Genomic DNA, 15,073 nt, shown 5'->3' on the forward strand with positions numbered 1-15,073 from the left:
GCAGCGCACAACAGGTTTAATTAAACAAACATGGCAAACTTCGAAAAATCACAAATAGAAAACCTCCTCAAATCCGTTATCGACCCCAACCACGGCTTGGATTTGGTAGCAGCAAAATCCGTTAAGGCCATTACCATTGATGGCGCAAACGTTAGCGTGCGCCTGGAACTGGGCTATCCCGCCAACAGCACGATTGAAGCCTTAACCGAAGCCGTTAAGCAACAACTGAAAACCTTGCCCGACATCGGCAGTGTGTTTGTCGATATTAACGTTAAGATTCTCTCCCACGCCGTACAGCAAGCCCTAAAACCGCAACCCAATGTGAAGAACATTATCGCCGTGGCCTCCGGCAAAGGCGGTGTCGGCAAATCCACTACAGCGGTGAATATTGCCTTGGCGTTGGTGGCAGAGGGCGCAACGGTCGGTATTTTGGATGCTGATATTTACGGCCCCAGTATTCCGACCATGTTAGGTATCAGCAATTACCCCACCAGTTTGGATAAAAAAACCATGATGCCCAATATGGCGCATGGTCTGCAAACCATGTCCATCGGTTATATGGTTCCCGCTGAACAGGCGATGATCTGGCGCGGCCCAATGGTCACCAATGCCTTGCTGCAATTGCTCAAGGAAACCAACTGGAATGATCTCGATTACCTGATTATCGACTTGCCACCCGGCACCGGTGACATCCAATTAACCTTGTCGCAACAAATTCCGGTCAGTGGCGCGATTATCGTCACCACCCCCCAAGATATTGCCTTGATTGACGCGCAGCGCGGATTGGCGATGTTCCAGAAAGTTAACGTGCCTGTGCTGGGTATCGTGGAAAACATGAGTCTGCATATATGCAGCAACTGCGGCCATGAAGAAGCTATTTTTGGTTCGGGCGGCGGCGCAGCAATGGCAGAGATTAATAAAGTTGAGCTGTTAGGTTCGTTGCCATTGGATAGGTCGATCCGTGAATATGCCGATTCTGGCGTGCCGACTGTAATCGCTGATCCTGATAGCCGTGCGGCGCAGATTTATAAGGAAATTGCCCGTAAGACGGCGGCTAAATTAGCGTTAAGGGCTAAGGATTTTACGACGCGCTTTCCTAATATTATCGTGCAAAATACCTAAATCAACCACTAGGAATAAAAAATGCGAACAGTTAGCATAAAAAGGTTATGGATTTTAATGATTCTACCGATACTTTTTTCCTGCAGTTCGTCTTGTCGTGTTCCCGCTGATTTAAGTCCATATAATTGTGATAAATGTAATATCTCTACATTTACTCCTTGCATAAAAAAGAATTTTCCAATCGGTTCTAGCTATCTTGAGTTAAACAATTACATGGCAAAAATAGGTCTCAAAAATACAAAAAATCCAGATGATCTCAAGAACGGTAGATTTTATTTTCATTGGTGGGCAAATAATTTAGCCAATGTAAAAATTGCCGTATTGGGTCACCATAACGAGAAACAAAAGATCACAGAAATTGATGTTATACCCCATGTACAGTAAACAACTAATAGTAATCAACATAATAAACTTAAACTTTTGAGGCAATCGGCAAATGAGTAAAATATTAATTGAAGGGACGCAAGTTGGCTCTGAAGGTATATTTTCGTGTAATTATTCAGACCCCTGTCAATTTTATACCCCTCATCCTAGCCTTCTCCCGAAGGAGAAGGAATTTTAAGCTGGGAGTCTCAATAATTACATTTTCGTTATCTGGACATCTGTATTTGGTATATCAAGATAATAACGGGGAGATTATTTTTAATAACCGTCATCCTACTCGGCATTATGATTGCTTCGGGATTTTGCTTAACAAAATTTCGATATATTCCAGATGATGAAAAAATTCAGATTGCCATTAACTATCTTCTGAAAGAAAACCGCGAAACCGTAGCTAACGATAAAGATCGGGCTGTTGTTTACCCCTTTCAAGATGCCAATGCGTTATTGGCCAGCAATCCCAGTATTTGTAATGTTTCCGGTAGCTTAAAAGGTGACATGGACTGGCTGGATAAAATCCAGGGCCATCTGGCATCCTACGTTACTTTAGAATTCATGGCGGTTTATAATGGCGAACCCAAGAAAGTACGTAGAACGGTTGCCATTACAAATTGTGGTGAGGCCTGGGTATCATGAGCTTAAAGTGGCTATGATCCAAAGCAATTCGATAAAAAACCATTACAACTAAAAAATAAAACATGAGCATTAAATCAGATAAATGGATACGCCGCATGGCGCAGCAAGGCATGATAGAACCGTTTGAAAGCGGCCAAGTACGTGATTCGGAAAAAGGACGGGTGATTTCCTACGGCACTTCCAGCTACGGCTATGATGTGCGCTGCTCCGATGAATTTAAAGTTTTCACCAACATTAACTCAGTTATCGTTGATCCTAAAAACTTCGATCTTAATAGCTTTGTCGATATAAAATCCGATGTCTGCATTATTCCACCCAATTCATTTGCCCTAGCCAGAACCGTGGAATTCTTTCGGATTCCGCGTGATGTGTTGACCATTTGCCTGGGAAAATCGACGTACGCACGCTGCGGTATTATTGTAAATGTAACGCCTTTAGAACCCGAATGGGAAGGTCACGTTACCTTAGAATTCTCCAATACCACCACCTTGCCCGCCAAAATCTACGCCAACGAAGGCGTGGCACAAATGCTGTTTTTCGGTAGCGATGAAGTCTGCGAAACCTCGTATAAAGATCGAGGCGGCAAGTACCAGGGACAAACTGGCGTAACTTTACCCAAAGCGTGATCAACTCACCCGTGCCTGACATTACCATAGACCAAATTGATGCCCTGCTACCGCAAACCCAATGCGGGCAATGCAGTTATAAGGGTTGTCGCCCGTATGCAGAAGCGATTGCCAGCGGCGAAGCGGATATTAACCAATGTCCACCGGGTGGTGATGAAGGCGTACTAGTCTTAGCCAACTTACTGGGTTTGCCGTCTAAAGCACTGAACACGCAATTTGGCGAACATAAGCCAAAAAGCGTGGCGTTTATTATTGAAGCGGATTGTATCGGCTGCGTTAAATGTATTGCCGCCTGCCCTGTTGATGCCATTTTGGGCGCAGCTAAATTTATGCACACTGTAATTACTGACGAATGTACCGGTTGCGAACTCTGCATTGCACCGTGCCCTATGGATTGCATTGTTATGTACCCCGCAGAACAAAAAGCCCCCAGAGCACTACACGCCAAACAACGTTATGAAGCGAGAAACTTGCGCAAAACAAACGAAGCCTTGGAAAAAACCGAACGTTTACGGAAAAAGAAAGCAGCTTTGCTTAACATAAATCCGTCATCGTTGTAATGAACGCAAAACAGCGGCTGGAAATATTTGAGCGTTTGGCAAAAGCCATCCCAGAACCGACCACAGAACTGGTCTACACTACGCCGTTCGAGTTATTAATTGCCGTTGTGCTGTCAGCTCAGGCGACTGATAAAGGTGTCAACAAAGCAACGGCAAAATTATTTCCAATCGCTAATACGCCGCAAGCACTTTTAAACTTGGGTTTGGATGGCCTGAAAAGCTATATTAAAACGATAGGTTTATATAACAGCAAAGCCAAACATATCATCACGCTGTGTCAGCAATTGCTGGATAATCATGCCGGACAAGTTCCGCATACCCGTGAAGCGCTGGAAAAATTGGCCGGTGTTGGGCGTAAAACTGCCAATGTTATACTTAACACTGCGTTTGGCGAGCACACGATTGCTGTCGATACCCACATCTTCCGTGTTTCCAATCGTATCGGCATTGCACCGGGCAAAAACGTACGCGAAGTCGAGCGCAAACTGGATAAATTCGTCCCTAAGCAGCATAAAAAAGATGCGCATCATTTACTAATATTACATGGGCGGTATACTTGCGTTGCTAGAAAACCTAAATGCCCAGATTGTATTATTGCAAATCTTTGTGAATTTAAAGAAAAAACAATAATCTAGCAAGTCTGGACACGCATATTTAGACCTTTTATACTACGGTTAGGGTATCGGAGTTAAGGAACATTAATGGCTGTTTGATACTCTAAGCATACGAATTTTATAATAAATCAAATAGGACCTCTCTATGAAAAAGTTAAACAAAACGCCGTTAGCTGCAACACTCGGCGTTGCTTTTATTGCCTCGTTTGCTGCCACTGCCGCAAATGCAGAAGCTAATCCATTTGGTATGACTGAGCTGTCTTCGGGATATATGCAAGTTGCAGAAGCTAAAGCCGCTGAAATGAAATGCGGCGCAAGCATGAACATGCCTGGAATGACCCCGTCCAAGATGCCAGAAGGCGCTTGTGCTGGCGCCGCAAAACCTAAAACTACCGTTAAAACCACTGAAGGGAGCTGTGGTGAAGCCAAATGTGGTGCCATGATGAAAGATGGCAAAATGAAAGCAGGCATGGAAAAAGTTTGCGGCGCGATGATGAAGGGCAAAGAAGGCGCCTGTGGGGCTGCTGGCTCAAAAATGCCTGACGGCAAATGTGGCGCACAATGCGGCGATGGCATGAAAGCGTGCCCTGACAAGAAAACCACAGAAGGTGCTTGTGGCGCAGCAATGAAAGGTTGCGGCGAAGGGATGGTAGGCTGTGTTGACATGATGAAAGGCGCAGATGGCGCTTGTGGTGCTAATATGAAAGCACCGGCTGCTGCCGCACCCGCTGTTCCAGCAACACCTGCTGTCCCAGCAACAAAATAAACGTTAATGTTAGACAGCAGCAAGTTTAACTTGGCTTTTAGTTAAAAAAGGAGGGTGTAACAGCCCTCCCCTTTAAAACAACATCAAGGTGTTCTAATGGACACAACCCACTATTCCCTTTGCGGCGCCGGTTTAGGTTTACGGCGTCCTCTCTTAAATCAGCTGGTCAATAATCCACCAGACGACATCGGCTTTTATGAAGTCGCACCGGAAAACTGGATAACTGTCGGCGGCAAACTTGGCAAACAATTTCGGTCTATGACCGAGCGTTTCGACTTTGTCTGTCACGGTTTATCGTTATCGCTAGGCAGCACCGATCCTTTGGATGAAGTTTTCGTATTGGCCGTGAAACAGTTTTTAGCCGAACACAACATCAAACTCTACAGCGAACATTTAAGCTATTGCAGCAAAGACGGCCATTTGTATGATCTAATGCCGATCCCTTTTACCTCAGAAGCGGTAACCCACGTTGCCCAGCGTATTAAACGTGTACAAGACATTCTGGAACAAAAAATAGCCATCGAAAATGTGTCGTACTATGCAGCTCCTGGCCAGGAAATGTCAGAAATCGACTTTTTTAATGCCGTTGTTAGCGAGGCCGACTGCAATGTATTGCTGGATCTGAATAATATTTACGTGAACAGCACTAACCACGGTTACAAGGCCGACGCGTTTTTAAAAGCCATCCCTGCGCAACGCATTGCTTATGCACATATTGCCGGGCATCATGTTGAAGCCAAAGATTTTTTGGTAGATACCCACGGCGCCAGCGTGGTTGATCCGGTCTGGAAACTCTTGAAAAAAGCCTATCAATTGTACGGTGTATTCCCCACACTGTTAGAGCGGGATTTTAACATTCCGGAAATGGGCGAATTATTACAGGAAGTGGGCACTATTAATGCACTACAAGAGGCTTGGACGAGACAATATGCGAAACAGCCGGCCTAAAGTCGATTTTAAAGCCAAGCAACTGGAATTTGCCGCTTATATCCGCGATCCAGACCGCAATCCCATGCCGTTAGGCATCAAAAAAAAACGTATGCAGATGTATCGGCAACTGTTTTTTAACAATGTCGAAGGTTTTTTAGCGGGCAATTTCCCTGTTATTAGACACCTGCTGAATGACCAGCAATGGCTAGCTTTAGCTCAGGATTTTTTTGCCCATCATCATTGCTCGTCCCCCTATTTTTCTGAGATTCCGGAAGAGTTTATCGATTACCTGCAAAACGAACGACAAAATCTCGACGATTTGCCATTTTTGCTGGAACTTGCACACTATGAATGGGTAGAAATGGCCTTATCGATAGCCAAAGATAATAGCTTGGAAAATGATGCTATTGACTGGGCTAATAGCTTACACAGCAACATCCAGGTCTCGCCGTTAGCGTGGCCTTTGGCATATAGCTTTCCGGTACACAAAATTTCACCGCAATTTGTACCTTTAACTGCGCCGATATCGCCTACCTTTTTGATTGTCTATCGTGATAAAAGCGATGATGTACATTTTCTGGAAATAACACCGACCACCTATCGCTTACTGGAAGTTATTCAAGAAAATGCAAACGCCACCGTGGAAAGCAGTTTGATGCAAGTTGCACAAGAAGCCCAGCACTCTAACCCTGAACTGATTATTAATACTGGCATTCAAATTCTTAAAGGCTTGGTCGACAAAAATATTGTGGTCATAACCCGCCCAAACTAATCTTAACACATTGCATTTTAATAATTTAATAGCTTATTGAGCACAATACAGCCTTTTTAAAGCTATTAAATTCAAGCACATACTTCCCCTGAACCTATCCTTTAACTTTAGAGTTTTAATTCATGTTACATTCAGTTTTACATCGTTAATATTAATCTAAATTAAACAACGAGGTGTAACGCATGAACACAATAAAAAGACTTCTTATCATAGCCACATTCGTGCCTTTATCCGCCTGTATGCATAATCGCGCTAATGATAATGGTTACGGCAATCAGGGTAGCTATGGCGGTTATGGCAACCCAGGTAATTATGGTGGCTATGGCAATCAGGGGGGCTATGGCAATCAAAGTGGTTATGGGAACTATGGCAACAACCCCGGTAACTATGGTAATCAAGGTGGTTATGGCGGTTACGGTGACCAAGACGATTCTGACCATTATGGTAATCAAAACGGTTATGGTGGCTACGGTAATCAGGGTAATTATGGCAATCAAGGCAATTATGAAAGTTACGGACCATCTCATCAGCCTTCACGTCATTCCAACCGGGTTGTTAGGCCTCCAGCACCCCATAATGACAGTTGGCTAACACCCAATCGCGGACAACCGCGCCAGGAACACACTAATCATCAAAACCAACAGCAAGAAATTCGAGTACGCCAAAGGCAAGAGCAACACGATTCACAACAACAGGAAGCTCAAAACCGTCAACGACAAGAGCAAGTCCAAAACCAACGGCAACAAGCTGTTGCTATACAACAGCAACGGCAAGAACTCCAAAATCGTCAGCGACAAGAACAAGAATTCCCAGTTCAGCAGCAACCACAAACCCAAGAGCGCCGAAGACAAGTTGCTGCACCGCAACCACCTGCACACGGCCACCGAAATAGACAAGAGTAGCCATCCAATAATTCCTCTTGCTAATTTTTAACATTAGCAAGAGTGACCCGCGTTAAGATAGTATCAATTTTAGCTGTCAAGATATTTTTCACTTTTAAATCATATCTATTATTTATGTGTGGGGTATAAGCCCACGCCATTTAACTTGCACAATAAGTTTATTTAAAAATTTATTGGCAATTTCATGTCACAAAATTTTACATTTGGCTAAAATAATCTGAGTTAAAAAGACACAAAACACATTAAAAACAGACTTGTTTTATGTTGGTGTAAAAATTGCTAACGTACTTATTGTGACTAAAAATAAATTCTGGGTAGGAATAGACTAATAATAAAAAATTCCGGCGTTATTTTGTTGTTTTATCAAGCCGCCATTTATCCTACCCTTCAGCATGCTATTGATTATTAATGGCATCTACCTAAAGAGGGGCATAATGCAAAAAATCTTTCAGCGCATCATCAACTATTTGCTAGAGCAGTACGCTGCGGTACTGGTACTGCTGGCTCTGGTTTCCATCGCAACTTATTTAGTACTGATTACCGATATTCGAGAACAGGAAGGTAACGCATTACTGGTAAAGATGAGTACCGAACAGGGTCAGCTTATCGAAGAAATCAATCTGTCTTTAACCCACAAAAGCTATCTGGCTGATGCTACCGAAATACGCAAGATAGACTCGAAAATTATTTCCAACATCATACAACTAGAAGAATCCCATGCTGCATTGCGCGAAGGCGTGCGCTTTATCCGCGAGGGTCAGCGCCTTATCCATATTCCAGGGCAATTGTCGACAGAATTAAGGCTACTGTATTTTGATGGCGCAAAACCCCTCGATGCCTTAATGAGAGACTACTTATCGCTCGCACGTAAGCTACAGCGTATTCCGGCCGGTGAAATCAATCTTGCCAACACTGATCTGAACCGCTTATTTTTTGTCTTCACGCCGGTCATACTAGACGGCATCAATCGAGGCTCGTTAATACAGCAGCGCCATAGTGAGTTTATGCTCAGTGGCACCATCAATAAGCAACATCTGTCGTTTGCTATCTCGCTGGCATCCTTAATCATGGTGGGGTTTTTACTTTTGCATCCTTTGGTGTCCAGTTTGCAGGAAAAAGCCTTAATCATGAAACAAGAGGCCGATAACGTCATCAACACCACACATTCACTAATCGTCGGGCTTAGTGCAGAAGGTGACGTTGTGCTGTTTAATCAACACGCTCAAGAAGACACCGGCTGGTCGGAAGAAGACATCAAAGGCAGCAATTTTTTTAATCGCTGCATTCCCGAAGACGACCAACACGGGTTACGTAAACTGTTTAATGGCATGATGTCCGGCGCAATAAAATTTGGTGAAGAAATCGAAACCAAAATGCGTATCAGCACCGGCGAACTTATCGATGTGGTGTGGAATTCAACGGTATTGAAAAGCTCGGTATCCAAACTGCCGATCATGTTTTTAGCCACCGGCCTTGATATCACCGCACGTAAAAATGCAGAACGCATAGCGCAACACGCCAACACAGAACTGGCTGAATTAGGCTTGCGTTTACAAGGTGAAATTAACCTGGCTGCTGCCCTACAACGTTCTATTTTACCGAGTCCGATTATTAATTTACCCGGCATGCAAGGACAGGCCAATTTATTAACCTCCAGCGAAGTGGGCGGCGATTACTACGACTATTACAACATTGGCGGCTTTCATAATATTTTATTAATTGGCGATGTAAGCGGCCATGGCGTTGCCGCCGGTACGTTGGTGAGCGCGGCCAAGGCGGGTGTTTATCCGCTGATTGCCAATGAAATCATCAGCCCTGCTGAAATTCTTGGCTCACTCAATAAAACCATTCGCGCCATTGCACAACAGTCTTTACTGATGACCATGGCGTGTTTAAGTCTTGATGCCAGAACTGGGAAATTGATTTTTGCCAATGCGGGCCATGTTTTACCTTATTTACTACGCTATCAAACCGGTGAGTGGGTGATGCTGGAAGCATCTGGCCTGCCTCTGGGTAAAAATATCGATACCGACTACCGCGCACACGCTACGGAATTAACCCTAAATGTCGGTGACAAATTATTTTTATACACCGACGGCCTGGTTGAAGAAGAATCGCCTAATGGTGAAGCATTTGGCTACGACCGGCTCGAAGCGATACTCAATAATAACACCACGGCTGATCCTGAAACACTGCGTATCAAACTGCTGGATGCGCTCAGACTGCATTGTCGTGGCACGGCGTATACCGATGATGTCACCATTGCCGTCGTTGTCCACAGTGACCGCGTTATACAGGCCAGCTCTACCAGTAACGAAGTCAGCGATATTATTCGCATCTCAGAGAACTTCTACCGCCAGGGCGAGCATCCTATTCCGCGTATCTCCAAAGAATACGTAGTCTTTTTGGCCGATCAGGGTTATTCCGATCTGTTAACCCGCTTCAGCCAGGACGGTATCTGCCGCATTCTGCCGCGCTATGATGATGTCTGTAAAAAACTGGGCTGGGAGCATCTGCTCAATCAACACCACGAATCGCCGGATGATGATTTATTCACCCTTATTCCTGGTACAGCGGAACACCGTCAATTTCAATTAACCCATACCGAAGATAAATTATTTATCATGGAAGAAATTCAATCTTGGCTGTCCGATCAAGGCCGTATCGATCAAGATCAACTCGAAGCCTTAATGGTTATTTTGGACGAAATGACCGAAAACAGCCTTTACGCAGCACCGCGTGATGGTAAAGGCGTGGCTTATTACAGCAAAGGTGAATCCAGGGAGCTGTCCGAACACGAAGAAGTCCGTATTGATATCGCGCTGACGCAAGACTTTTTAGGGCTGATGATTACCGACAACTGGGGAACATTAACCCCGGGCATATTTTTGAAAAACATTGCCCGTTCGATGGAAGAGGGTGTTGAAGCCGGCATTGGCGGCGTAGGGTTATATATGATGTGGCGGTTGGCAGATTATTTGCAAATACGGGTGCATCCGCAAAAACGCACCCAGGTCACCACGCTGTGGGATTTGCACCGCAGCGTTGATATGAACGTCGATTCAGGTGTGCAATTCCTCTACCACAGCGAACATGAAGCCGCATAAAAAGGAGATTAAACCGTGTTAATGTCAAATAGCTTTAGTATTCAAGAGATCTCCAAACAAGGCGAACTCTACCGTTACCTGTTCATTGGTTCAATTGATGCCCATGCCGCCAGCACCTTAGAATCATTATCTTCGCTACCTTCTGGTGCGCAGGTTTTGCTGGATTTTGGGCAAGTTGAGCGCGTCAATTCAATGGGCTTATCCTTGCTGTTAAAGCTCTTTGAGCAATGGGAACACAAAAAAATTCGCGTTGAAGTGCAAAAATTGAACAGAATGATCAACATGCTGTTTAAAATTACTGGCTTGGGTCGTTTTATTAGTTCAGCGAAAAGAGATATTGCTATCATTTCTGATGCACACACCGTCAACCCAGAGCCGCCACGTCACCCAGAACACAAGCCTGCCACGCCCCATATTCCCCATGATAAATTAAATTTTGTAGCCACTTTGCAATCAGGTCAGCAACTGACCGGCTGGTATTTGCTCAATACCTATTTACAACGCAAATTAAATAGAGCCATTCATTTTGAACAATCTGCCAATGTGCCTGATGGCAATATGACAGATTTGTTTTTTGCAAAACCGTTTGAAGCCTGCGAAATGATTAAAAACCATGGTTTTATTCCTATCTTAAAACCTATTTCTGAAGCCGATGAAGTGGTCATCCTAACGCGGATAGATGATACACGTAGCTTAAAAGATCTTGAAGGCCTCACCGTAAGCGTGGCTTCTGAAGGCAGTTTTGTCTATTTGTTAGGGCGTTTTTTATGTGATGAAAACGGCGTAAATTCTGCAAAATTTATTTTTGACATTGCCGGTAACGAAATCAAAGCCTTGCAATCGTTAATCCGTGGCAAATGTGACTTAACCTTCATGCTGAAAAAAACTTTTCAAGGGCTGTCATCGTTTAGCCGCAGTAATGTACAAAAACTGGATGAAAGCGAAACCGATTTTGCTTCCCATTTATTCTGCATTTCACCTCAATTGCAAGACCATGTCGATGAGCTCCTGACGGTATTAACCGCCATGACAGAAGATAATCAAGGCCAACAAATTTTAACGGACATTCAAATTGAGGGCTGGCATAAGCCAGAAGCCGGTGAATTGCAAATGTTACAAGCGGTATATAGTCGTTATACGTAGTAAACCTAAAGAGTGCTTAAAGCTAAGTCATGAAGTCTCTTAAAACGAAATGGTCAAGGCGGCGTATTGCTACCTGTTCGGTAAATATACGCCTCGCCCCAGTGCTAAAAATTTTTCTGTTATTTACCAAAAAATGTATTTAATAAAAGAAAATCAACAAGCCGACACTATAAATGGCTACGGGGAATTAATGCACGGGGTATGCCTGGCAACAGATGCAGACAATTATAAATCGTTGTCTGAAAGCATGAATCCAATGACTTTAAATGCACTGATGAACAAATACTACAGCACTATGTTCCCAGTGATAAAAGCCCATAATGGCTTGATAGCTAATCTAATGGACGATGCCCTGATTGCTTTATGGGCTAAACCTATTGCCGAGACACAACTTAGAAGTGATGCTTGTTATGCAGCACTTAAAATTAATAGCGCCCTACAGGAGTTTAACCATTTGCCATCCCCTCAATTACCCACCTACCTGGGTTTACATTACGGTGAAATGCGTTTAAGTAACCACAAGTTAATGGAGGATTACGGTGGCTTACCTGTTGGTAATATTATTACGACCTCCACACAAATTGAAGCTCTAAATAAAATTTTGGGTACGCGTATTTTGGTATCTGCTACTGTAATTGAGGGCTTATCGGGTTTTATTAGCCGCGAAATTGGTGTGTTTCTACTAAAGGATACAACTCAGCCCATTGTTATTTTTGAATTGATCGATAAAAACGATCAGATTGACCCCAAGTTAGCCCCTTTGTTATATGCCTTTGCCAAAGCTTTACATTTATTTCAACAATGCCAATGGAAGAAGGCGCAAAAAAGCTTTGTTAATATCCATAAATATTACCCCAATGATGGCCCGACAATTTTTTATATCAATCATCTAGAAAGGCATCTGACGCAATGTCCAAACAATCCTATGTACAAGCCGGTGATAGAAGTAAGTCATCTTTCAGCTTCAAGGCAAGAATTATACTCAAATTTAGGGATACAATGAGTCAGAAGCATTGGAGTTAGCTATTTTGCCGATGACTCATAAACGCTATACTTAAATGCAGCCTTTGCCCTAATTTAAAAAAGTACTATAGTTATTAGTGAAATAACTTGACGCTTAAGTTATTTATTCCCTGAATTTAGTAGGGGCTCGCTTAATTATTCTGAACTGGAAGCTATGATTTTTAAAAATTGGTTTAAACGTTTACTGACTCGAAAAAAATCTAAACCTACACCCCTTGTTTCTTCCACGGTAGATATTATCGAAATTGCACAGGAAGAGACGGTAGGGTTGAATTTTAAATCCGCTATTGAAGCGCATCAAAACTGGAAAAAACGACTCACATCCGTTGTGGATGGCAGTTCAGCCGAAACACTCCAGGTTGAAATTGTTAGCCGTGATGATCAATGCTTGCTTGGCAAGTGGATTTATAGCGCCGGTGGTAAACAGTTTTCTACCTTAGAGCAGTTTTCAAGACTCCAAAAAAATCATGCCCATTTTCATAGCTGTGCAGGTAAAGTATTACATTTAGCACAAACCAAAAATACAAACGCAGCCATCGCCGAACTCAAAGAAGGTGATTATGCCCAAGCATCTCAAGAAGTCATCAGAGATCTGGTCGCTGTTTATACGCACGTCACAAAATAAAGCCACCCGCTTAAAACAGAACACTATTCAAAGGCTAAACATTCAGCTGTCTTTAGTCCCAAACCCGTGTAGGGAATAAAGACAGCAGCAGAGCAATTAATCCACTCATGCTTGGACGCTAGATATTGAATACGTTATCATAAACGCTTCACATCATATCCGACACTATGAGGCAGTTTATGAAAAGCCTTTTGATTTCCAGCTGTTTGTTGTTAAGTGCCTGTTCGCATCTCCCTCCCGCCATTGAAAATCCGCCACCCGTAGAGATAACTTACGATCAAGCTATCCACAACATTAACGCCTACAAAAATACGCTTGTGCGTTGGGGTGGTGTGATTATTGACGTAGAAAACGAAGAATATCAAAGTTATATTCAAGTTTTACTGTATCCTTTAAACAGCTACGGAAGGCCGCAACTGGATCAAACTAATTCGGGACGCTTTATAATCAACAGCCCCAGCTTTCTTGATCCTGTAGTTTATAGCAAAAATACTGAAGTCACGGTATTTGGCGCCTTGCTTGGAGAGGTAGACCGAACAGTTGATAAAAAAACGCTTAAACTGCCAGTCGTTTTATCACAGATCATTCATTTGTGGCCAAAATACGACCCCAGTACTTTCTATGGGGGTTATGGAATGGGATATGGCGGCTTTGGACCTTATAACGGTTATTATGGCGGCATGAGAGGTGGATGGGGCAATTATCCCTATTACGGCGGTTATTATTCACCTTTTTATGGTTATCGCAATCGTTAGCTAAACCTCAGCACACTTTTACAGTGCATTTATTTGATATTTTTTAACACTGCTTCAGCACTAAATTACACTATTGTTAAATATTGATTAGCTCGCGCTTGTACGTTGACAACAAGCCCTATTCAGTTCGATAATCGCCCTTTCACAGAGTAGTCGCAGAACTACTAAAACAACACAATAAAAAACTACGGAGTAGTCATGTCAAACAAAACCGCAATAACCGTCTCCACATTATGGCGCTATCCAGTAAAATCAATGATGGGTGAAGAGCTTAATGGGGCGCACATTAGTATGGGCGGATTATTAGGTGATCGTTTTTATGCGCTTATCGATACCGAAACTAACAAAGTTGTCAGCGCCAAAAATCCAAAAAAATGGCCTAATATTTTTTCATTTCGCGCTGCCTACACTGATCCACTTGAAGCTAACGCATCTCAAGCAGTGTGGATTTCACTTCCAGACGGTAGTGTTTTACACAGTGATCAAGCTGATATTAATGACAAGCTGTCCAGTTTTTTAGGACGCCCGGTAAGATTAGAAACCAAAGCACCAGACGCTGCAAAACTAGAGCAATATTGGCCAGAATACGAAGGCGAAGCCAACGAAATCTCCAGCGAAACGGTTGCTGGCGATGCGCCACAAGGTTCCTTTTTTGACTATGCTGCGCTGCATTTACTGACTACCAGCTCAATCCAGGCCATGCAAAAACTGTATCCTTCTGGTCGCTTTGAGGTCAGGCGTTTTAGACCGAATATTATGGTTGATACCCTGGGGTTGGAAGGCTTTGTTGAGAATGATTGGGTAGGTAAAACCATACGATTAGGTGATACCTTACGGGTACACATTTCAGATCCCTGCCCTCGTTGCGTAATGCCAACGTTGGCTCAAGGTGATTTGCCTGCGGACAGTGGCATACTGAAGCACGCCGTTGGAAAAAATACACCAATGGTGCCGTTTGCAGGTAAGGAACTGCCTAGTGTGGGCGTGTATGCTAAGGTTGTTCAAGCGGGTTGGGTTAAGCGTGGGGATACCATTACCATCGAAGATTGATAACTTATAGAATGGGTCGGATAATTTCTAACTCATTCTATTTTATTACCTTTAGTCTAAA

The 15,073-nt window shown here is 43.4% G+C and carries 16 protein-coding genes; all 16 read left to right on the forward strand.

The window, feature by feature from the left end; all coding sequences use genetic code 11:
• The first annotated feature begins 30 nt into the window (after positions 1-30).
• The 16 genes from apbC to ACHZC4_RS10400 all read left to right on the forward strand — a co-directional run bounded on the left by apbC (position 31) and on the right by ACHZC4_RS10400 (position 15,012).
• On the forward strand, positions 31-1,122 hold the full coding sequence (gene apbC / locus ACHZC4_RS10325; RefSeq protein WP_394753760.1) for an iron-sulfur cluster carrier protein ApbC: 1,092 nt from the start codon (positions 31-33) through the stop codon (positions 1,120-1,122).
• 21 nt (positions 1,123-1,143) lie between these two features.
• Entirely contained in the window at positions 1,144-1,506 is a 363-nt protein-coding gene (locus ACHZC4_RS10330) for a hypothetical protein (RefSeq protein ID WP_394753761.1), read from the forward strand.
• Between the two features lie 285 nt (positions 1,507-1,791).
• Positions 1,792-2,139 carry a hypothetical protein gene (locus ACHZC4_RS10335; protein ID WP_394753762.1) on the forward strand — a complete coding sequence of 116 codons (348 nt, stop codon included), beginning with the start codon at positions 1,792-1,794 and terminating at the stop codon, positions 2,137-2,139.
• A gap of 62 nt (positions 2,140-2,201) precedes the next feature.
• On the forward strand, positions 2,202-2,765 hold the full coding sequence (gene dcd / locus ACHZC4_RS10340; RefSeq protein ID WP_394753763.1) for a dCTP deaminase: 564 nt from the start codon (positions 2,202-2,204) through the stop codon (positions 2,763-2,765).
• Complete coding sequence (gene rsxB / locus ACHZC4_RS10345) at positions 2,762-3,325, forward strand: electron transport complex subunit RsxB (RefSeq protein WP_394753764.1); 564 nt, start codon at positions 2,762-2,764, stop codon at positions 3,323-3,325. Before dcd ends, rsxB begins: the two co-directional genes overlap by 4 nt.
• Positions 3,325-3,960 carry an endonuclease III gene (nth, locus tag ACHZC4_RS10350; protein WP_394753765.1) on the forward strand — a complete coding sequence of 212 codons (636 nt, stop codon included), beginning with the start codon at positions 3,325-3,327 and terminating at the stop codon, positions 3,958-3,960. The genes rsxB and nth overlap by 1 nt, the downstream gene beginning before the upstream one ends.
• Positions 3,961-4,084: 124 nt before the next feature.
• Positions 4,085-4,705 carry a hypothetical protein gene (locus tag ACHZC4_RS10355; RefSeq protein WP_394753766.1) on the forward strand — a complete coding sequence of 207 codons (621 nt, stop codon included), beginning with the start codon at positions 4,085-4,087 and terminating at the stop codon, positions 4,703-4,705.
• A gap of 96 nt (positions 4,706-4,801) precedes the next feature.
• On the forward strand, positions 4,802-5,653 hold the full coding sequence (locus tag ACHZC4_RS10360) for a DUF692 domain-containing protein (RefSeq protein ID WP_394753767.1): 852 nt from the start codon (positions 4,802-4,804) through the stop codon (positions 5,651-5,653).
• A complete protein-coding gene (locus ACHZC4_RS10365) occupies positions 5,634-6,407 on the forward strand; it encodes a DUF2063 domain-containing protein (RefSeq protein ID WP_394753768.1) in 774 nt (257 codons plus the stop codon). The genes ACHZC4_RS10360 and ACHZC4_RS10365 overlap by 20 nt, the downstream gene beginning before the upstream one ends.
• 182 nt (positions 6,408-6,589) lie before the next feature.
• Complete coding sequence (locus ACHZC4_RS10370; RefSeq protein ID WP_394753769.1) at positions 6,590-7,309, forward strand: hypothetical protein; 720 nt, start codon at positions 6,590-6,592, stop codon at positions 7,307-7,309.
• Positions 7,310-7,743: 434 nt separating this feature from the next.
• On the forward strand, positions 7,744-10,416 hold the full coding sequence (locus ACHZC4_RS10375; protein ID WP_394753770.1) for a SpoIIE family protein phosphatase: 2,673 nt from the start codon (positions 7,744-7,746) through the stop codon (positions 10,414-10,416).
• Between the two features lie 21 nt (positions 10,417-10,437).
• On the forward strand, positions 10,438-11,559 hold the full coding sequence (locus tag ACHZC4_RS10380) for a PhnD/SsuA/transferrin family substrate-binding protein (RefSeq protein WP_394753806.1): 1,122 nt from the start codon (positions 10,438-10,440) through the stop codon (positions 11,557-11,559).
• 133 nt (positions 11,560-11,692) lie between these two features.
• Entirely contained in the window at positions 11,693-12,562 is an 870-nt protein-coding gene (locus tag ACHZC4_RS10385) for an adenylate/guanylate cyclase domain-containing protein (RefSeq protein WP_394753771.1), read from the forward strand.
• Between the two features lie 174 nt (positions 12,563-12,736).
• Entirely contained in the window at positions 12,737-13,207 is a 471-nt protein-coding gene (locus tag ACHZC4_RS10390; protein WP_394753772.1) for a CZB domain-containing protein, read from the forward strand.
• 179 nt (positions 13,208-13,386) lie between these two features.
• Positions 13,387-13,962 (forward strand): Slp family lipoprotein, encoded by a 576-nt coding sequence (locus ACHZC4_RS10395; protein ID WP_394753773.1) that lies wholly within the window; start codon positions 13,387-13,389, stop codon positions 13,960-13,962.
• Positions 13,963-14,160: 198 nt separating this feature from the next.
• Positions 14,161-15,012 (forward strand): MOSC domain-containing protein, encoded by an 852-nt coding sequence (locus ACHZC4_RS10400; RefSeq protein ID WP_394753774.1) that lies wholly within the window; start codon positions 14,161-14,163, stop codon positions 15,010-15,012.
• The last annotated feature ends 61 nt before the right edge of the window (positions 15,013-15,073 follow it).

The sequence above is a fragment of the Crenothrix sp. genome (genome assembly GCF_043729335.1).
Taxonomy (GTDB): Bacteria; Pseudomonadota; Gammaproteobacteria; order Methylococcales; family Methylomonadaceae; genus Crenothrix.

Bases quoted from the DNA above. Each gene is read 5' to 3' on its own strand.
- apbC (WP_394753760.1), top strand. From the start codon at position 31: ATGGCAAACTTCGAAAAATCACAAATAGAAAACCTCCTCAAATCCGTT.
- ACHZC4_RS10330 (WP_394753761.1), top strand. From the start codon at position 1,144: ATGCGAACAGTTAGCATAAAAAGGTTATGGATTTTAATGATTCTACCG.
- ACHZC4_RS10335 (WP_394753762.1), top strand. From the start codon at position 1,792: ATGATTGCTTCGGGATTTTGCTTAACAAAATTTCGATATATTCCAGAT.
- dcd (WP_394753763.1), top strand. From the start codon at position 2,202: ATGAGCATTAAATCAGATAAATGGATACGCCGCATGGCGCAGCAAGGC.
- nth (WP_394753765.1), top strand. From the start codon at position 3,325: ATGAACGCAAAACAGCGGCTGGAAATATTTGAGCGTTTGGCAAAAGCC.
- ACHZC4_RS10355 (WP_394753766.1), top strand. From the start codon at position 4,085: ATGAAAAAGTTAAACAAAACGCCGTTAGCTGCAACACTCGGCGTTGCT.
- ACHZC4_RS10360 (WP_394753767.1), top strand. From the start codon at position 4,802: ATGGACACAACCCACTATTCCCTTTGCGGCGCCGGTTTAGGTTTACGG.
- ACHZC4_RS10365 (WP_394753768.1), top strand. From the start codon at position 5,634: ATGCGAAACAGCCGGCCTAAAGTCGATTTTAAAGCCAAGCAACTGGAA.
- ACHZC4_RS10370 (WP_394753769.1), top strand. From the start codon at position 6,590: ATGAACACAATAAAAAGACTTCTTATCATAGCCACATTCGTGCCTTTA.
- ACHZC4_RS10375 (WP_394753770.1), top strand. From the start codon at position 7,744: ATGCAAAAAATCTTTCAGCGCATCATCAACTATTTGCTAGAGCAGTAC.
- ACHZC4_RS10380 (WP_394753806.1), top strand. From the start codon at position 10,438: ATGTCAAATAGCTTTAGTATTCAAGAGATCTCCAAACAAGGCGAACTC.
- ACHZC4_RS10385 (WP_394753771.1), top strand. From the start codon at position 11,693: ATGTATTTAATAAAAGAAAATCAACAAGCCGACACTATAAATGGCTAC.
- ACHZC4_RS10390 (WP_394753772.1), top strand. From the start codon at position 12,737: ATGATTTTTAAAAATTGGTTTAAACGTTTACTGACTCGAAAAAAATCT.
- ACHZC4_RS10395 (WP_394753773.1), top strand. From the start codon at position 13,387: ATGAAAAGCCTTTTGATTTCCAGCTGTTTGTTGTTAAGTGCCTGTTCG.
- ACHZC4_RS10400 (WP_394753774.1), top strand. From the start codon at position 14,161: ATGTCAAACAAAACCGCAATAACCGTCTCCACATTATGGCGCTATCCA.